The sequence below is a fragment of the Cobetia sp. 2AS genome, from assembly GCF_029846355.1.
GTDB lineage: Bacteria > Pseudomonadota > Gammaproteobacteria > Pseudomonadales > Halomonadaceae > Cobetia > Cobetia amphilecti.
In genome coordinates this window covers 213,338-230,076 of sequence record NZ_JARWKQ010000002.1, presented here as the reverse complement: position 1 = coordinate 230,076, position 16,739 = coordinate 213,338, and the positions used below count along the sequence as shown (strand labels likewise).

The 16,739-nt window shown below is 58.7% G+C and carries 12 protein-coding genes; 6 read left to right on the top strand and 6 right to left on the bottom strand.

Translation table 11 applies throughout. The features are described from left to right. Window positions 1-41 precede the first annotated feature (41 nt). Complete coding sequence (locus QD356_RS06165) at window positions 42-1,397, top strand: FAD/NAD(P)-binding oxidoreductase (protein WP_192838910.1); 1,356 nt, start codon at window positions 42-44, stop codon at window positions 1,395-1,397. Further along, window positions 1,390-3,234, top strand: a complete 1,845-nt coding sequence (locus tag QD356_RS06160; protein ID WP_192838909.1) for a SulP family inorganic anion transporter — start codon at window positions 1,390-1,392, stop codon at window positions 3,232-3,234. Before QD356_RS06165 ends, QD356_RS06160 begins: the two co-directional genes overlap by 8 nt. A gap of 135 nt (window positions 3,235-3,369) precedes the next feature. Here QD356_RS06160 and QD356_RS06155 read toward each other — a convergent pair whose 3' ends face one another. From QD356_RS06155 to speB, 4 genes are all read right to left on the bottom strand, one after another. Beyond that, the gene (locus tag QD356_RS06155; protein ID WP_225996574.1) at window positions 3,370-4,851 is read right to left on the bottom strand and encodes an aldehyde dehydrogenase family protein; all 1,482 of its coding nucleotides are present in this window, start codon (window positions 4,849-4,851) and stop codon (window positions 3,370-3,372) included. Window positions 4,852-4,930: 79 nt separating this feature from the next. After that, complete coding sequence (locus QD356_RS06150; protein WP_192838908.1) at window positions 4,931-6,616, bottom strand: 5-guanidino-2-oxopentanoate decarboxylase; 1,686 nt, start codon at window positions 6,614-6,616, stop codon at window positions 4,931-4,933. A 75-nt stretch (window positions 6,617-6,691) separates the two neighbouring features. Beyond that, window positions 6,692-8,008: a YjiH family protein gene (locus tag QD356_RS06145; RefSeq protein WP_192838907.1), complete on the bottom strand. Its 1,317-nt coding sequence runs from the start codon at window positions 8,006-8,008 to the stop codon at window positions 6,692-6,694. Window positions 8,009-8,348: 340 nt separating this feature from the next. Next, the gene (speB, locus tag QD356_RS06140; RefSeq protein ID WP_054556970.1) at window positions 8,349-9,299 is read right to left on the bottom strand and encodes an agmatinase; all 951 of its coding nucleotides are present in this window, start codon (window positions 9,297-9,299) and stop codon (window positions 8,349-8,351) included. Between the two features lie 427 nt (window positions 9,300-9,726). Between speB and QD356_RS06135 the strand changes: the two genes are divergently transcribed. Genes QD356_RS06135 through QD356_RS06125 form a run of 3 tightly spaced genes read left to right on the top strand, consistent with a single transcriptional unit; the run spans window position 9,727 to window position 14,033 of the window. Continuing rightward, window positions 9,727-11,382: a sigma 54-interacting transcriptional regulator gene (locus QD356_RS06135; RefSeq protein ID WP_225996573.1), complete on the top strand. Its 1,656-nt coding sequence runs from the start codon at window positions 9,727-9,729 to the stop codon at window positions 11,380-11,382. Between the two features lies 1 nt (window position 11,383). Next, the gene (locus QD356_RS06130; RefSeq protein ID WP_192838906.1) at window positions 11,384-12,451 is read left to right on the top strand and encodes a hypothetical protein; all 1,068 of its coding nucleotides are present in this window, start codon (window positions 11,384-11,386) and stop codon (window positions 12,449-12,451) included. Then, window positions 12,423-14,033: a hypothetical protein gene (locus tag QD356_RS06125; RefSeq protein ID WP_192838905.1), complete on the top strand. Its 1,611-nt coding sequence runs from the start codon at window positions 12,423-12,425 to the stop codon at window positions 14,031-14,033. The genes QD356_RS06130 and QD356_RS06125 overlap by 29 nt, the downstream gene beginning before the upstream one ends. 117 nt (window positions 14,034-14,150) lie before the next feature. Here QD356_RS06125 and QD356_RS06120 read toward each other — a convergent pair whose 3' ends face one another. Continuing rightward, the gene (locus QD356_RS06120; protein ID WP_192838904.1) at window positions 14,151-15,242 is read right to left on the bottom strand and encodes a hypothetical protein; all 1,092 of its coding nucleotides are present in this window, start codon (window positions 15,240-15,242) and stop codon (window positions 14,151-14,153) included. Window positions 15,243-15,401: 159 nt separating this feature from the next. Here QD356_RS06120 and QD356_RS06115 point away from each other — a divergent pair, with 159 nt between their 5' ends. Then, the gene (locus QD356_RS06115; protein WP_192838903.1) at window positions 15,402-15,908 is read left to right on the top strand and encodes an OsmC family protein; all 507 of its coding nucleotides are present in this window, start codon (window positions 15,402-15,404) and stop codon (window positions 15,906-15,908) included. Between the two features lie 155 nt (window positions 15,909-16,063). On the opposite strand, the gene QD356_RS06110 is transcribed toward QD356_RS06115, so the two are convergent. Beyond that, a complete protein-coding gene (locus tag QD356_RS06110) occupies window positions 16,064-16,732 on the bottom strand; it encodes an RraA family protein (RefSeq protein ID WP_225996572.1) in 669 nt (222 codons plus the stop codon). Window positions 16,733-16,739: the final 7 nt, after the last annotated feature.

The window sequence follows — 16,739 nt, the reverse complement described above, 5'->3', positions numbered from 1 at the left end:
GTGACTCAAATGGACGAATTTCCGCGAAGGGAGCCTTATCGATGAGCCAGAGCACGCCACAGACCCCGCCAGTTTCGGATTCTGCAACGACGCCTTGTGACAACCAGGGGGCTGATTCGGCCTCGGAAGCGACCCGCGCCGCCAATCACCGCCTGGCACCCAACGCTCACAAGGTAGTGATCATCGGTGGCGGGGCCGGCGGTATCGCGGTGGCGGCCAGTCTGCTCAAGCGCCAGCCGGGCATGGACATCGCCATCGTCGAGCCCGCCGAGCAGCACAGCTATCAGCCGGGCTGGACGATGGTCGGTGGCGGCATCTTCACGCCGGAATTCACGCGCAAGCCGATGCACTCGGTGATGCCCAAGGGCGTGCACTGGTATCGCGATACGGCCACCGGCATCGATGCCGAGGCGCACGAAGTCACGCTCGGCAATGGCCATCGCCTGCGCTACGAGCGTCTGGTGATCGCCATCGGGCTGGAGCTGGACTGGGGCGCCATCGACGGGCTGGAGGAGACGCTGGGCGAAAATGGCGTCACCTCCAACTATCGCTATGATCTCGCGCCCTATACCTGGCAGCTGGTGCAGACCCTCAAGGGCGGCAAGGCGCTGTTTACCCAGCCGCCGATGCCCATCAAGTGCGCCGGTGCGCCGCAAAAGGCGATGTATCTGGCCTGCGATCACTGGCAGCGCGAGAACGTGCTGTCGCAGCTCGAGGTCAGCTTCCACAACGCCGGCGGCGTGATGTTCGGCGTGCCGGCCTACGTGCCAGCGCTGGAAGAGGCGGTCGCGGGCTACGGCATCGATGTCAGGTTCCATCAGCGGCTGGTCGCGGTGGATGGCAAGACGCAGACGGCACGCTTCGAGGTGCCGGCAGCCGAGGAGGGCGGCGAGCCACAGATCGTCGAGCAGCCCTTCGACATGCTGCATGTGGTGCCGCCGCAGAAGGCACCGGCGTTGATCGCACAATCCGGGCTGGCCAATGCCGCTGGCTGGCTGGATCTCGAGCCCGAGACCCTGCAGCACATGGGCCATCCCGACATCTTCGGGCTGGGCGATGTCAGCGGTACCTCGAATGCCAAGACCGCCGCGGCGGTGCGCAAGCAGTCCCCCGTGGTGGTCGAGAACCTGCTGGCCACGCTGACCGGTGGCGCGCTCACCGCAGGCTATCGGGGCTATGGCTCCTGCCCGCTGACGGTGGAGAACGGCCGTATCGTGCTGGCGGAATTCGGTTATGGCGGTGAACTGCAGCCCACCTTCCCCAAGTGGGTCAATGACGGCACGCGCCCGACTCGCCTGGCCTGGCAGCTCAAGGCGCGGGGGCTGCCGTTCATCTACTGGAACCTGATGCTCAAGGGCCACGAATGGCTGGCGCGTCCGGCGTCACGCGATGTCTGAGCCGGTTCGAGAGGCAAAGGGGACGTCGCTTGCCCGCTGGCTGCCGCTGGCGGGTTGGCTTGCCCACTATGACCGCCACAGTCTCGGGCGTGATCTGCTGGCGGCGGTGATCGTCAGCGTCATGCTGGTGCCTCAGGCGCTGGCCTATGCACTGCTGGCGGGGCTGCCGGCGCAGGTCGGCCTCTACGCCAGCATGTTGCCGCTGGTGCTGTATGCGCTGTTCGGCACCAGCAGCACCCTGGCGGTGGGGCCGGTGGCGATCATCTCGCTGATGACGGCCTCGGCGATCGCGGGCATGAGCGGCACCGATGGCGCGGCGCTCTCCACGCCCGAGATGCTGGCCACCGCGCTGCTGCTGGCCTTTCTCTCCGGCGCGATGCTGATCGCCATGGGGCTGTTGCGCCTGGGAGTGCTGGTGAATTTCATCAGCCACCCGGTGATCTCGGGCTTCATGACCGCCTCGGGCATCCTGATCATCGCCAGTCAGCTCGGACCCATCACTGGCCTGAGCCTGAGCGGCGGCAATCTGATCGCGATGGGCGAGTCGCTGTCGTCAGGCGCGCAAGAGCTGCACTGGCCGACACTCGCCATCGGGCTGGGCTGCCTGGCGTGGCTGATCCTGGCACGCCGCCATCTCAAGCAGGGCCTGATGGCCTTGCGGATGAGCGAGAGCGCGGCGGGCATGCTGTGCAAGACCACGCCGATCATCGCCGTCATCGTCTCCAGCCTGCTGGCCTGGGGCCTGAGTGATCCTCTCGTTCAGGGCGAACAACTTGAGCAGGGCGAGCGCGGCATGGCGCTGGTCGGTGCCGTGCCCGGCGGGCTGCCCGACCTCAGCCTGCCGAGCCTTGTCAGCCATGACTGGTCGGGTCTGCTGATCTCGGCACTCTTGATCAGCGTGGTCGGCTTCGTCGAATCGCTGGCGCTTGCCCAGACTCTCGCCGCGAGGCGCCGTCAGCGCATCGACCCCGACAAGGAGCTGATCGCGCTGGGTGTCTCCAACATGGGCGCAGGCGTCAGCGGTGGCATGCCGATCTCGGGCGGGCTGTCGCGCTCGGTGGTCAACTTCGATGCCGGCGCCGCTACGCCCTTGGCGGGGGCCTTCACCGCCATCGGCATTCTGCTCGCCAGCCTGTGGCTGACCGACTGGCTGGCGTGGCTGCCGCGCGCGACGCTGGCGGCGATCATCATCGTCGCCACCACCAGCCTGATCGATATCGCGGCGATCGAGCGCACCTTCCGCTACTCGAAGGGTGACGGTGCGGCGCTGATGATCACGCTGATCATCACCCTCGTGCATGGGGTGGAGAGCGGCATCATCGTCGGCATCGCCGTGTCGCTGGGGCTCTATCTCAAGCGCACCAGCCAGCCGCACAGTGCGCTGGTCGGGCGCGTGCCGGGCAGCGAGCACTTTCGCAATGTCGAGCGTCATGAGGTGGAGACCGACCCCGAACTGGCGATTCTGCGCATCGACGAGAGTCTGTATTTCGCCAATGCACGCTATCTGGAAGACACCGTGCTGGCGCTGATGGCCGAACGCCCCTCGCTCAAGCACCTGGTGCTGGCCTGTCAGGCGGTCAATCTGATCGACGCCTCGGCACTGGAAAGCCTGGAAGTCATCAATGAGCGCCTGAGCGCCGCTGGCGTGAAGCTGCATCTGAGTGAGGTGAAGGGCCCGGTGATGGACCGCCTCAAGTGCTCGGAGCTGCCGGCCAATCTCGGCGGCGACATCTATCTCAGCACCTTCGATGCCTGGCAGGCGCTGAGCATTCACGGCAGCCACTGCGGCCAGTCCTGCGCGCGGGACGGCATCAGCCAGACGGCGGCGGTCGGCTGATAGGAGAAGTAGGAGATGTAGCTGGTTTCCATAAAGAGCCGTAAACGAAAACGCCCCGCCTCGGTGATTGCCGAGGCGGGGCGTTTTGTCATCTGGTCACACAAGATGCTCAGTCAATACGTTCAGTCAATACGTTCACTCAAGTACCGGGCCGATGATGTGCTTGACCTCCAGATAGCCCGCCAGGCCCCAAGGTCCCAGCTCACGGCCGATGCCGCTGCGCTTGAAGCCCCCCCAGCTGGCTTGCACCAGCGGCAGCTGCTCGCTGTTGTACCACACCACCCCGGCACGCAGGCGACGGCCGAGCTGCTGGGCGCGGCGAGCGTCGCCGCTGACCACCGTGGCCACCAGCCCGAAATCGCAGTCATTGGCGAGGCGGATCGCCTCGGCTTCATCGGCCACGCGGCGCGAGCACAGCACCGGCCCGAAGATCTCCTCACGCCACAGACGGCTTTCTTCCGGCACATCGGTGTAAAGGGTCGGCGCCACGAAGTAGCCCTTGCCTGGCAGGCTGCGATGGGTGCCATCGCGCAGCGCCGTCAGGCCTTCCTCGCGCGCCACGTTCAGATAGCTCAGCACGGTGTCGCGCTGGCGGGCACTGGTCATCGGGCCCATCTGGGTCGCGGCGTCCAGCGGGTCACCCAGCACCAGTGCATCGATGCGGCTGGCAAGCGCGGCGTGCAGCTCATCGGCGATGGCCTCATGCACCAGCAGGCGCGAGGTGGCAGAGCAGATCTGACCGGCATTGAAGTAGATGCCCGCCATCACCCAGTCGGCGGCTTGCTCGACATCGGCATCGTCGAGCACGATGATCGGCGACTTGCCGCCAAGCTCGAGAGAGACGCCGCGCGTGCCGCAGGCCGCGGCCTGCATGACCTTCTCGCCGACCACATTGCTGCCGGTGAAGGAAATCTTGTCGATGCGCGGATGACGGGTCAGCGGCGCGCCGATGCCCTCGCCATCGCCGTGCAGCAGGTTGAATACGCCTGCCGGCAGACCGGCTTCCAGCGCGATCTCGGCCATCACCTGTTCCGGCAGCGGCGTCACTTCAGACGGCTTGATCACCAGGGTGCAGCCCGCGGCGAGCGCCGGCGCGACCTTCCAGGCGCTGGTGACCAGCGGGAAGTTCCACGGCGTGATCAGTCCCACCACGCCTGCCGGCTCGTGATAGGTGTGCGCGGCATAGCCTTCGACATCGTGCGCGACCTCCGCACCCTGACGCGCATCCAGCGCGCGTGCCTGGGCGGCGTAATAGCGGTAGCAGCCAATGGCATCATCGAGATCGATCTCGGCCTCGGCGCGAATCTTGCCGTTGTTGCGACACGACATCTCCACCAGCGCTTCCCGGCGTGACGTCAGCCCCTCGGCGAAGGCCTCCAGATAGACCGCACGCTCGGCGCCACTCAGTGCCTGCCAACCCTCGAAGGCATCGGCGGCGGCCGCGACGGCGGCCTGTACATCACGCGCATCACCCGCCGTCACCTCGGCGATGACGGTCTCCTCGAAGGGATTGGTGACCGCCAGACGACGCTCGCCGTGGGACTTGACCCACTCGTTGTTGATGAACTGATGATCGAGCTTGTGCATGGACATTGTTGGCTTGGTCATTTCTGGCATGAGAGTTCCTTGCCGCCTGCCACCTCAAGGGCACAGGCGGACATTGTTCAAGATAGTGGAGCGCTGCGCCTAGCCGGACTCAGCCGGCGATTGAGCGCTGCCACGCCGCCGCGTCGATTTCCACCAGCAGCGGGGCGCTTGCGTCGCGCTCGCTGATCGCTGTCGCCAGCTCATGGGGGGAGTCGATCGCCACGGCGGCGCAGCCGAAGCCCTGGGCGAGCAGCTGGAAGTCGGGGGCCTTGATGTCGACGCCCAGGCGCGTGACGCCGGCGTTGTCCATGAAGCGGCGGATCTCTTCATAGCCCTGGTTGTGCCACAGCACGATCACCACCGGCAGCTGTTCTTCCACTGCGCAGGCGAGTTCGGACAGCGTGAACATGATGCCGCCATCGCCGACCAGCGCGATCACCGGCAGGTCCGGGCGGCCCAGGGTCGCGCCCATCGCGGCGGGCAGGCCGTAGCCGAGCGTGCCGTAGCCTGTGGAGGCATTGAAGTAGCGGCGCGGTGCCGGCTGGCTGAGCAGATGATTGGCGGCGTAGACGGTCGCGCAGGAATCGCCGACCCAGATCGCATCCGGCAGTGCTTGCTGCAGGGTATCGAACAGCGGCACGTAGGGCGCGAAGGCCGGGTCAGTCGGCAGCGCGAGGGCCTCAAGCGTGGCAGCGGTAATCTGCGCGCCGCGTGTCTTGCCTGCCTCTGCGTCAGCCGTCTCAGCCGTCTTATCATAGGTTTCGCCCAAGCCGCCGGCGACACGCGCGGCGAGAGTCTCCAGCGCCAGGCCAGCATCGGCGACGATGGCGAGTGTCGCCTGCTGGTTGCGCGCCAGCTGTTCGGGGTCGATATCGATGCGGATCAGCTGACCGCCGATCACGAAGCCATCATCGAACACCACGTCATAGTCTGTCTCGCCAAGTTCGGTACCGATCGCCAGCACCACATCGGCGTCGCGCGCCAGTTCACGTACCGCAGGCAGCGCGGCATTGGCGCCGAGATCCAGCGGGTGGGCGCCGCCCAGCAGGCCCTTGGCATTGATGGTGGTGACGGTGGGGGCATCGAGCGCCTCCACCAGCTGGCGGGCCGCGTCGGGTGCGGTGACACAGCCCCCGCCCAGCAGCACCAGCGGACGCTCGGCGCCCTGCAGCAGGCTCAAGGCCTCAGCGAGCAGGGCCGGGTCCGGCGCGAGGCGGCCGATGCGCGGACGCGTGAAGTCATGCGTGGTGCGACCGGCGGGCGGTGGGATCTCGGCATTGAACAGGTCAATGGGAATCTCGATATGCACGGGGCCTGGGCGGGCACCCTCGAACAGCGCGAAGGCGCGGGCCAGCACTTCCGGCAGCGCGGACGGGTCGAGCAGGGTGTGGCTGAAGCGCGCCACGCCCGATACCAGTTGCTGCTGGCTGGGCAGTTCGTGCAGACGCCCCTGGCCACGGCCGAGGGTGTCGGTGCGATTGACGCTGGAGATCACCAGCATCGGGATGGAGTCGGCCAGCGCCTGGCCCATCGCGGTGGTGATGTTGGTCATCCCCGGGCCGGTGATGATAAAGCACACCCCGGGCTTGCCGGTGCTGCGGGCATAGCCATCGGCCATGAAGCCGGCGCCCTGTTCATGGCGCGGGGTGACGTGGCGAATGCTGCGCGCGGCGGGATCGGCATCCGGCTCCAGGCCACGGTAGAGCTCGACGGTATGCACGCCGGGAATACCGAAGACGGTGTCGACGCCGTAGGTGTCACGCAGCAGTCGGATCAGGAGTTCAGCACAAGTCATGGCAGGTTATTCCAATGACGGGAGCACCGTGGTGCTCCCGTATGAGATGAGAAACAAGTTGAGTGCCCGCTTGGCTCAGAACACGAACAGATGCGCGATACCGGCGATGATCGGCAGGGTGATCAGCGTGCGCAGCACGAAGATGGCCACCAGTTCCCAGATCTTGAGCGGAATCTTCGACTTGAGCAGCAGGGCACCGATCTCGGACATGTAGATCAACTGGGTCAGCGACAGGCAGGCGATCACGAAGCGGGTCAGTTCGCTGTCGATGTCCTTGGCCAGCACCGCCGGCAGGAACATGTCGGCAAAGCCGACCAGCGTCGCTGGGGCTGCCTCTGCCGCGTGGGGAATCTGCAGCAGTTCCAGCAGCGGGATCATCGGGTAGGAGAGCCAGGTGAAGACCGGCGTGAACTCGGCCAGCATCAGCGCCACGGTGCCGATGGCGATCACCACCGGCAGCAGGCCGAGGAAGATGTCCGCCACGTTGAAGCCGGCCGATTTCACCAGCTTGAGCGGGCCCGGCGCATGCTCGGCGCGCGCGACCGCCATGCCGAGTGAGTAGCGCAGCACGCCACAGTCGCTCTGGTTCTCTTCACTGATCTGACAGCCGACCGGCTCGTGGTAGTCATCACGCTTGCGCGACAGCGGCGGCAGACGCGGCACGATGACGGCGGCGATCAGGCCCGCGATGACGACGGTCAGATAGAAGGGCACGAACAGGTGGTTGATGTTCATGAAGCTGGTGACCAGCAACGCGAAGGCGATCGAGACCACCGAGAAGTTGGTGGCGATCACCGCCGCTTCACGCTTGCTGTAGAAGCCCTGCTCGTACTGCTGGGTGGTGATCAGCACGCCGACGGTGCCGGAACCCATCCACGAGGCGGTGGCATCGATGGCGCTGCGCCCGGGCAGATTGAAGATGGCGCGGAACGGACGACGCACCAGGCTGCCGATGAATTCCATGAAGCCGAAGTCGACCAGCAGCGGCAGCAGAATGGCCGCGAAGAAGAAGAAGGTCAGCAGCACCGGCGCGAGATCATTGAGCATCACGCCGCCGGTGAAGGCCGCGGTGATCTGGGTCGGCCCCCACTGGAAGTAGGTCATCAACGCGAAGATGGCGCCGAGGGCGCGCATGGCGAACCACACCGGCGAGACATCGAACAGCTCATGCGCCGCGCCCTGACGTGCCCAGGCGGGCTTGGCGAGCTTGACGAAGCCGGTGAGGATTACCGACAGGCACAGCACCGCGACGGCGATGGCGGGCAAGGCGCTGCCGAGCGTGGCCTTGAGCCAATCGGCCATCAGGCCCATGCCGATATTGATGGTGTCGCCGACACTGAACGGCACCAAAAAGAAGCTGATGCCGAGCAGTGACGGCACCAGGAATTTCATCAGTCCCCTGGCTGTCAGCGGCACGGGACGGGTGGCGATGAGGTCTTTCTGCGCCTTCTGTGGCTTGGCGGTCTCAGGCTGTTCAGCACCAGAGCCAGAACTTGATACGGAACTTGAGACAGAGTCGGAAATAGCGCGGGGCGGCGTATGGTCCGCCGCGGAGTCGATGCTGGTTGTCATTCGGGTCACCTAGATCTTGTTGTAATGGTCAGGCTCTAGCCGAGCATTGTGTGATGCATCATGCCGTATCGTCTCGGGTGATTCTGTGTGCGCCGAGGGCGGGACGGGCCTCCGGCGCGGGTACAGCAGGACAGCGGGTCATTCGTGGGTCGTTCGTGGATCAGTCGCGCTGTTGCACGCCCGGCAGTACGCACAGCATCTCGTAGAGCAGGGTCGCGCCCATCAGCGCGGTGTTGCCGCTGGTGTCGTAGGGCGGGGAGACTTCCATCAAGTCACCGCCGACGATGTTGAGGCCACGCGCGCCGCGCACGATTTCCATGCCCTGCGGCATGGTCAGGCCGCCGGCTTCCACGGTGCCGGTGCCGGGGGCGACGGAGGGGTCCAGGCCATCGATGTCGAAGGTGATGTACACCGGGCGGTCGCCCATCATGTCGCGCACTTCGGCCATCAGCGGGGCGAGTGACTTGAACCAGCACATCTCGGCGGTCTCGACACGGAAGCCCTGCTGGCGGCACCAGTCGAAGTCATCGGCGGAGTAGCCGGTGCCACGCAGGCCGATCTGCACCACGCGATTGCTGTCGAGCAGGCCTTCTTCCTGGGCGCGGCGAATCGGCGTGCCGTGGGCGATGGGCTCGCCGAACATGTGGTCGTTGACGTCGGCGTGGGCATCGATGTGGATCAGGCCGACCGGACCGTGCTTCTTGGCGATGGCACGCAGCACCGGCAGGGTGACGGTGTGATCGCCGCCCAGTGTCAGCGGTACGCAGTCGTGGCGCAGCACCTCATCGTAGAACTGCTCGATGATGTCCATGCTCTTGGGCAGGTGGAAGGTGTTGATCGGCACATCGCCGATGTCCGCCACCTGCAGGCTATCGAAGGGCGCGGCGCGGGTGGCCATGTTGTAGGGGCGCAGCATGCGCGATTCATCGCGGATCTGACGCGGGCCGAGACGTGCGCCCGGACGGTTGGAGGTACCGATGTCCAGCGGAATGCCGATGAATGCGGCGTCCAGGCCTTCCGCGGTTTCCTGAGCCGGCAGACGCATCATGGTGGCCGGGCCGCCGAAACGTGGCATGTCGTTGCCGCCCAGCGGCTGATTGAACTCGCTCATCTGTCTCTCCAGGGTCTTGAGTCGCTCGCGCTAACGTGACGGCGAGCGGGGTATTGTGATTGTTCGCCTGATCGCCTGCCGGACTGTGGCATGAAAGCTGGCGATTTTCCTTGGCGCATACCCCAGCATTGCAGTAACCATGCCAATTTTTAGTCGATTGATTTTATTGATTTTTATTTGAGGGCGGTCGCAGAGTGATTCATTTGTGGATCGCTCGTGCGTCATTAATGATTCAAAAATGGATCACTGATTCATTTGTGGATCACATTCGGGCATCATCGAGAGTGTCTTCAAGCGCAGTGCGAGAAGGCCAGCAGGAAAGAACTGCTGGAAAGAACTGATAGAAAGAAGCGCTGGAAAGAAGCTATAGAAAGACCTGCTGGAAAGCCCCGCCCCGATTCACAGGCTCGACCATGAGGTACCCGCCATGTCAGAGCTCGACCGTCAGATTCTCAAGACCATCATCGACACCGCTCACGATCACTACTTCGTGGTCAATGCGGATGGGCAGGTGATGGATGTCAGCCCCGGCGCTGCGGCGGTCTATGGCATGACCCGCGAGGAGTTGTGTGCCGCCAACGTGCATGAGCTGGAAGCCAGTGGCGTGCTCAAGCCCTCCATCAGCCTGGAGGTGCTGCGCACGGGGCGCACGCTGCAGATGATGCAGCTCACCGCCACCGGGCGGCGGGTGGTGGCGCAGGCGCATCCGGTGTTCGTCGCGGGCAAGCTCGAGTGCGTGGTCAGCCGCTCAATGGATCTCACCGATATCCAGCTGTTGCAGCAGGAGTACGCGGTGCTTCAGCAGCGCTTCAGTGATCACCTGCGTCGTAACTCGCGTGGCGGTGAGCTGGGTGGCGTCAGTCAGGCAGAGGGTGATTGGGCAATGGCGGGGGCAGGGCAATCAGTCCAGGCCACGGAGCAATATGCACAGAGCCAGGCTGAACAGCGGCAACGTGAACAATCAGCGCGCAAGCAGGCCGAGTGCGAAGACGCCGCGCTGGAGCTGGGCGAGCTGCAGGTCAGAAGCCCGGTGATGCGCGAGATAGCACTGCTGCTCAAGCGGGTCGCGCCCACCAACGCCACGGTGTTGATGCTGGGCGAATCCGGGGTCGGCAAGACGGCCTTCGCCCATCAACTGCATCGCTGGAGCCAACGTGCCGACGGCCCCTTCATCGAGGTGAACTGCGGCGCCATCCCCGAGAGCCTGTTCGAGTCCGAGATGTTCGGCTATCAGGCCGGTGCCTTCACCGGCGCGGGCAACCGTGGCAAGGCGGGCCTGATGGAGCAGGCCGAAGGCGGCACCCTGTTCCTCGATGAAATCGGTGAGCTGCCGCTGGCCACCCAGACCAAGCTGCTCAAGGTGATTCAGGACGGGATGATCACCCGCCTGGGCGACACCACCACCCGCCGCGCCGACTTCCGCCTGGTCGTCGCCACCAATCAAGACCTCGCCGCCCGCGTGGAGCAGGGCCAGTTCCGCCTCGACCTCTACTACCGCATCAATGTGCTCCCCGTCAGCCTGCCGCCGCTGCGTGAACGCCGCGAAGACATTCCCGCCCTGATCGAGCAACACCTCTCCCGCCTCAATCAACGTCACGGTCGCCGCAAACTCCTCGACGCCTCGTTATGGCCCATCCTCATGCGCCAGGACTGGCTCGGCAATATCCGCGAACTGGAAAACTGGCTGGAACGCGCCTGGCTCAGCGCCCCCAGTGATGTCATCGACAGCGACTCAGTGAAAACACTGCTCAACACTTGTTCCACGAATAACGCTAAGGGACTAGGCAATTCATTTGGCTTCAGTAATGACAAATCTAATGGAATAGGCGTTACTGAAAGTTTTACCACTGCCGATAACTCTCATAGTCCCAATTCCCTCTCAGAGTCTGACGCTGAGGGGGCGGTAGCCATGCCAATACCCAAACTCGGCCCCAACGAAACGCTCAAGGAAGGCCTGGCACGCATCGAAGCACAATGGTTACGCGAGATGGCAGCCGAATTGCCCAGCACCTATGCGATAGCCAAGAGGGCAGGGATCAGTCAGCCGTCGGTGGTTCGGAAGCTGAAAAATAGTCGAGGATGACGTGTATATCTTTAAAAACACAGAAATAACAACTAAAAAAGCATCAGATTTTGAGACAAAGTCTATGCTTTTTTTAATAGGCATGAGAGCTGATAGCAATGAAATAGAAACCATTGCTGTTGATTGCTTTAATGATGTAACAGGCTTAAATGCAAACTTTGATAGATTGTGGGATGTACAAAGTAAAAACCATAGAACCATGTATCCAAGTAAGATTGGAGAAAGTTTGTTTACTTTATATAAGAATTATGTATCATCGTTTGGTTTTTTTTATGAGTTCATATTGTTCGTGCCCAAGCTGAATCGTAATTATTTAATCGATAAAGGGGTTAATGTATATACTTACTCAAATATAAATAAGAAGCAAAAGCGAGGTATAGAGAAAAAGCTTAAAGAGGTTATATTGGATTCTTGTTGTAAACTTGAATATAATAAAAATCCTTGTAGTTTCAGAAAATTTTTAGACAAGGTTATATTTGTCGAAGATAATAATACTGAAGCAGAATATATAAAGGGGATTTCTAATTTTAAGAATAAAAGAGCTATTTCAAATGATATTTATGAAAGTATTTTTTATGAGATTAGAGATAAGCAGTCCTCACTTAAAAACTCCTTTATAGAAGGTGAGCAGGTCACTCATCCATCTCAGGTTATAGCTTATAAAAGACATCTTCAACGGAGTGATATCAATGTCTTGCTTATAAGTCGCCTCGTTGGGGTTGATGTTTTTACTTATGCTGGTGTCCCACCCCCTTTTATGTCGACTGTTTTAAAATTAGCGCCCACAATGGATGGTGAAGATGTTTCAGATATTATTCAAGAATGTAATTCAAGTTTAAGTCGCGCATTTTTCGATAAAAACAAAGCCAAGCTTTTCTGGTCAATTGTTGAGTCTATTGTTAATAACTTAAAAGCAAGGCCATCAAAAGGTATTCAGATTTGCTATGAGGAAGTAATTTCTGAAAATTCTGATTTTATAGGTTATCTTGATCAATTGTCTTTTCTTTATCTTATTTCAATGATTAAATCAGGGGTTGATAATGCTGATCAAAAAAATTGCATTTGGTGATGCAAATGAATCATTTATTGAGGGTAGATTAGCTGAAGGTTTAAATATTATATTTAGCAATGACAATAACAGGGGTAAAACTTTAGTAATACAAGGCCTGATGTTTTCATTAGGATACGACTCTATTTTTCCAAGCTCTTTTGACTATAAAAACAAATTATTTTATTCTGAGATAGCAATAGATGGGAGAGATTATAAGTTTCTAAGGAAGAATAATACCATTACAATAATCTATAATGATACTATTCAGATCTGTAACTCGATAGCTGAAGCTAAAGGTTTTATTGATCGAAATATAATTAATATCCCTAAAATATATAAAGATAAACATCTTGTATATGTTGATTTAAGCCTTTTTTACGAAATCTTTTTTGTGGGGCAAGATTGTAGATCCTCAGCTGGGCTGATTAGAAAAGGGAGGTTTAATAAACAAGATTTTATAGAAATGATATATAGCTTTTGCAAAGTATCAGCTATTCCTTCTAACAACGAAGATGAGGCGTCCTTACGAAATAGCATCACTAGGCTGAAGCAAGAAATAAAAGATTTAAAAAAGAAAATCAGCATAATAGGTCAAAGTTCAAATGTTGCAAGTATAACATCGGCTTCGTTTGATACAGAAGTTATTGAAATGAAGTCAAAGGTTATTGATGATTTAAATAAAAGAATTTCTTCATCAATGCGGGCTAGACAGAGAGAGATGAATCGGCTGTCGAAGCTTCAGTATCTCATTAGTGAGTTGAACTCTCTTAATAAAGAGTTAAGTGAAGGTGGGGTGTCCTGTAATGATTGTGGTAGTAAAAATATAGTCTACTCTAATGATGATTTAGTCTTCAATGTGAGTGATACGAGTGTTAGAAATCAAATTTTGAACTCCATTAGGGAAAGCATTAACAATAAAGAAATACAGATTGAAGAGCATGATTTGGATATAAGGCATATGAAGAGTAAGTTGTCAAAAGAGCTTGAAGATACACCAGTAAATTTTCAGCAAATAGTTTTATATCAAGAATATATTACTTCTGATTATAGTTATGACTTGCGATTAGCTGAGTTGGAAAAAAACCTTAAAGCTCATAAGAATAAAAAATCGGTTATAAGTCGGAAAGAGAAAAATACAAAGGCGGAGCGTAGCGACATCTACCGTAATATTGTTCATGAAATGAATAGAATTTATCATTATATAGATCCTCATGGCAATATGAGATTTACTGATATTTTTACTAAGCAAGATCAGAACTACTCTGGAAGCGAAGAGCAAGAATACTATTTCTGTAAAACATTGGCGTTAGCTAATGTGATGAATCATAACTTTCCGATTGTGGTTGATTCTTTTAGAGATGGAGAAATATCTACTGCTAAAGAAGAAAAAATGTTGTCGTTATATGGAGAAAGTAAAAGGCAAGTGATAGTCACATCTACTTTGAAAGATGAGGAATATATTAATTTTAAATACCTAGATCTTATGAATGCCAATTTAATAGATTACAGCGGCCATGGAGATAGCAAAATATTGACTAAAGATCACATGGATGAGTTTAAGGGTTTAATTGAGCAATTTGGCATTTTGTTGTTAGAGTGATACAGAACTTGTGTTTGCATATATGTAATTAAAGCTAAGTCTCGGAGATTTTTTGATGTATTAGGGAGTGTTAAGTCTTTTAATTTGTTCTTGAATTTGCTTTTATTACATGGGTAATTAACTGTTTCCCATCACCACCAAACTTCCCATCACCCCTTCACATAGCGGCTTGATCTCGCTGAAGCCGTCATCGACGGCGAGGTCTGTCTTGGCTTTGGCGTAGGTGGTGCCGTCGGCGGTGGGGTGGTAGCTGGTGCAGTGCAGGCGGATCAGCTTGTCGTCGAGGAATAGGCCGTATTCGCGGGTCTGCGAGGTGATGGGCATGCCTTGGTGTCGCTGTGTCATGGCGATATCGAACCAGTAGACCTGACGGTGATTCACTCGGGTCAGGCCGGAGTCGAGCATCTGACTGTTGATGGGGGCCCATTGCGCCAGTTGGTCCGTGGCGGCCATTACCTTGAGCTGCGCGTCGCTGACAGTCTCGCCATGCAGATCATAGATCTCGAGGATGATCATGTCGGTGCCGGTGCCCGCCTGACTCTGCCATTTCTGCACGATATGCGGCAGGCGACCCTCGGCGGCAGACCACGAGGCGGGCAGGTGCAGCGCCAGGTTGATGCCCTGCGACTTGGCATGGCCCTTGGTGTGGAATTCCTGAAAATAGCCATCGTACAGCTCGTACACCGGCTCGATCTGATACTTGGTCGCCAGCAGGAATTCCTTGAACGGCGAGGGCAGGTATTCCCCCTGGGCGCGCAGATGAATGGCCTCGATGAAGCGGGCCGCGAAGTCGCTGGTCAGCTTGTCGCTGGTGAGCTGCGAATCCAGCTCCTTCTTTATCTGACGGCGAATGCCATCCAGCACTTCGCGTGCGTGGTCCTTGCCCATCAGGGTGGCGAGGTTTTCCGCCAGACGATGGGTGATATTCGGGAAGGCATTCTTGAAGTAGGCGGAGGCCAGCTCCGCATCCGGCGCGAGGCCGGGATACTCATCGGCAATGCGTGACAGCGTGATGTCCTGGGCGATGACGAAGCCGTAGGTACTGCTCAGCGTATTGATGACCTTGGGCGTGGGGCGAAACTGTGCGGCTTCGGCGCGTGCCGAGGCACCGGGGGTAATGAGACATAAGCCCAGGCCCAGTCCGAGCGTCAGGGCGGCGACAGCCAGCCCGGGAATTGCCCCAAAGGAGCGTGTTACGGCAAACGCCATGCGTGACATCCTGTCAGAGTGCGATCGATTCAATCCTATCATCGGCCTACGGTGACTTCTTGCGTGCTGACGCTGTTCAGATGCCTAATCAGGCAGAAGTATCAGACTGCGCGTCATGCGGCGCACGCGGTTTCACTTGTGAGAGAGCAGCAGACAACGATGTCCAGACGACACCAGTATTCGGTTGAACTTGAGTGGACCGGCAATCGCGGTGATGGCACCCGCCATTACACCGCCTATGAGCGTGATTTCGTGGCCCGTGTCAGTGGCAAGCCGAGTCTTGAAGGCTCCGCCGACCCCGCCTTTCGGGGCGACGCTGGCCGCTGGAATCCAGAAGACATGCTGGTGGCCTCCGTCTCTGCCTGCCACAAGCTGTGGTATCTGCACCTGTGTGCTGAGGCCGGCATTCGTGTCATGAGCTATCACGACCGCGCCGAGGGCACGATGCAGGAAGGCGCGGCCGCCGCCGATGACAAGACTCAGACAGAGAGCCAGGGCGAGGCGGGACGCTTCACCTCCATCGTGCTGCGCCCCGAGATCACGCTGGCCGCCGGTGACGATATCGCGCTCGCCCATGAGTTGCACCACCGGGCGCATGCGCTGTGCTTCATCGCCAATTCGCTGAATTTTCCGGTCAGCTGTGAGGCGGTGATCACTCATCAGTGATGGGCAGCCCTCAGCCCGCGTCGGACTGACCGTGTCCGACCGACCGTGTCAAACTGACCGTGTCATACAGACCGTGTCAGAACCCAAAAGGCCACCAGAGCAATCTGGTGGCCTTTTCTGGTTTCAGCGTCTTGCAAGCGCATCAAGCGGGGTGATCAACCGCGTGCGTTCACTTCCTCGATCAGCTTGCTGGAGCCGGTGAGGTCCGGCAGGCAGGCGCCGTCGGCAATCTTCGCCAGCAGCACTTCTTCCGCTTCTTGTACCTCGATGGCGTGAGTGGCGATGGCCGAGACTTCCTCGGGCGCCATGACGATGACGCCGCTTTCATCGGCGAGGATGGCATCGCCCGGATTGACGACGACACCGCCGATGCTGACCGGCACGTTGAGCGCGCCGCCGATACCGGCGAAGCGGGTGGTCAGCGAGGCGACACCGCGACTCCAGACCGGAAACTGCTTGTCGCGAATGGTCAGTGCATCGGTGGCCATGCCGTCGATCACCACACCCGCCACGCCGAGGCGTGAGGCGACTTCCGTCATCACGCCGCCCCAGCAGGCGCGGTGGCGATCGCCCTGACGATGCACGATCAGCACATCGCCCGGACGCACCAGGCGCATCAGGTGGTTGAGCAGGGTGCCATCTTCCGGCGGCAGCGAGACGGTGACGGCGGTACCGGCGATGCACACCTCGGGCAGCATGCTGGCAATCGCCGGTTCGATGAAGCCGTGGGTGTGGAAGTGGCCGATGGTGGCCGTCTCGCACTGCTTGAGCTGTTCCAGCCGTTCAGGCGCGACCTGCGCTGGCATGTCATTGAGTTGGTACATGGAAGTC

What these genes read in the sequence shown, in the direction of transcription:
- QD356_RS06120 (WP_192838904.1), bottom strand. Translation starts at nt 15,242, where the DNA reads ATGGCGTTTGCCGTAACACGCTCCTTTGGGGCAATTCCCGGGCTGGCT.
- QD356_RS06165 (WP_192838910.1), top strand. Translation starts at nt 42, where the DNA reads ATGAGCCAGAGCACGCCACAGACCCCGCCAGTTTCGGATTCTGCAACG.
- QD356_RS06145 (WP_192838907.1), bottom strand. Translation starts at nt 8,008, where the DNA reads ATGAAATTCCTGGTGCCGTCACTGCTCGGCATCAGCTTCTTTTTGGTG.
- QD356_RS06110 (WP_225996572.1), bottom strand. Translation starts at nt 16,732, where the DNA reads ATGTACCAACTCAATGACATGCCAGCGCAGGTCGCGCCTGAACGGCTG.
- QD356_RS06150 (WP_192838908.1), bottom strand. Translation starts at nt 6,616, where the DNA reads ATGACTTGTGCTGAACTCCTGATCCGACTGCTGCGTGACACCTACGGC.
- QD356_RS06155 (WP_225996574.1), bottom strand. Translation starts at nt 4,851, where the DNA reads ATGCCAGAAATGACCAAGCCAACAATGTCCATGCACAAGCTCGATCAT.
- QD356_RS06160 (WP_192838909.1), top strand. Translation starts at nt 1,390, where the DNA reads ATGTCTGAGCCGGTTCGAGAGGCAAAGGGGACGTCGCTTGCCCGCTGG.
- speB (WP_054556970.1), bottom strand. Translation starts at nt 9,299, where the DNA reads ATGAGCGAGTTCAATCAGCCGCTGGGCGGCAACGACATGCCACGTTTC.
- QD356_RS06115 (WP_192838903.1), top strand. Translation starts at nt 15,402, where the DNA reads ATGTCCAGACGACACCAGTATTCGGTTGAACTTGAGTGGACCGGCAAT.
- QD356_RS06135 (WP_225996573.1), top strand. Translation starts at nt 9,727, where the DNA reads ATGTCAGAGCTCGACCGTCAGATTCTCAAGACCATCATCGACACCGCT.
- QD356_RS06125 (WP_192838905.1), top strand. Translation starts at nt 12,423, where the DNA reads ATGCTGATCAAAAAAATTGCATTTGGTGATGCAAATGAATCATTTATT.